This is a genomic window from Aerococcus sp. L_32 (assembly GCF_050689315.1).
This window is the reverse complement of record NZ_JBOEQF010000640.1, coordinates 1-991: the sequence shown is the minus strand read 5'-3', so window position 1 is coordinate 991 and position 991 is coordinate 1. Positions and strand designations below refer to the sequence as shown.

At 41.9% G+C, this 991-nt stretch carries 1 protein-coding gene and 1 pseudogene; one reads left to right on the top strand and one right to left on the bottom strand.

Going from position 1 to position 991, the window contains the following annotated elements; translation table 11 throughout:
• Positions 1-143: 143 nt before the first annotated feature.
• Positions 144-710 (top strand): NADPH-dependent FMN reductase, encoded by a 567-nt coding sequence (locus ACRCJ0_RS15375; protein WP_069285468.1) that lies wholly within the window; start codon positions 144-146, stop codon positions 708-710.
• Positions 711-831: 121 nt separating this feature from the next.
• On the opposite strand, the pseudogene ACRCJ0_RS15370 reads toward ACRCJ0_RS15375, so the two are convergent.
• A pseudogene (locus ACRCJ0_RS15370) lies at positions 832-991 on the bottom strand (6-phospho-beta-glucosidase); the annotation flags it as partial.

Here is a 991-nt window from a genome sequence, read left to right as displayed (position 1 = left end):
CAATTCAAACATTCCGCATAATATTTCGAAAACGAAACAAAGCATTTTCCAAGCCTATCAAAACGTGTTACACTATACAAAAATAAGTAGTTATTCAAATCTATATTACCCATTATTACAATTGAAAAAGGAGTTTACCCACCATGAAGACAGTCGTTATCAGCGGATCAAATGTCGGCACCAAATCACGTGTTGCTGCAGATGAATACATTAGACAAGCAAAAAGCTACCGCCCCGATGCGGACATGGAATTAATTGACCTGGCTGAAAAGAACATGGTTTTTTCAGATGGCCGCAATTATTTTGAATATCCTGGAGACACTGGTCAAGTCCTTAAATCCATCATGGCCGCAGATGTCTTAGTCTTCACCATGCCGACTTTCCAAGCTTCATACCCAGCTACCGTGAAAAACTTGTTCGACCTGCTACCCGTGAATGCCTTCCGGGACAAGGTGGTTGGCGTCATCAACACTGCTGGTTCTCCGCGTCATTATTTAATGGTTGAAACCCAATTAATGCCGATCTTAAATTATATGAAGGCCACTGTCGTCAACAAGTACGTCTTTATTGAAGACCGAGACTTCAGCCGCAACGAAATCGTCAGTGATGACATCATTTTCCGTATTGAACGATTGGTCGATGATGTCTTCACCATGGCAGACGTACAAGCAGAAATTCAAGCCAAAAAAGATGCTGCCTACGGTTTTTAATAGCCAGCGTCATCATATTGGAAAAAGCGTGCCCCAGGAAGGTCAGTCAACTCCCTGAGGCACGCTATTTTTATGGCGAAAAATTTTGACAAAGGCTTGTCATTTTTTTTAAAACAAGCCCTTAATTCGATTGCATTAATTCGTCTACGTAAGCAACAACATCTGGTTGGTTGGCTTCAATTTCAGCAATCTTGTCAGCAAATTGTGGTAAATGCGCTTTGTGGGCATATAATAATTCGTCCAAGACGCGTTTAGCCATCTGACCACCTGGTACTAAGGGG

What these genes read in the sequence shown, in the direction of transcription:
- ACRCJ0_RS15375 (WP_069285468.1), top strand. Translation starts at nt 144, where the DNA reads ATGAAGACAGTCGTTATCAGCGGATCAAATGTCGGCACCAAATCACGT.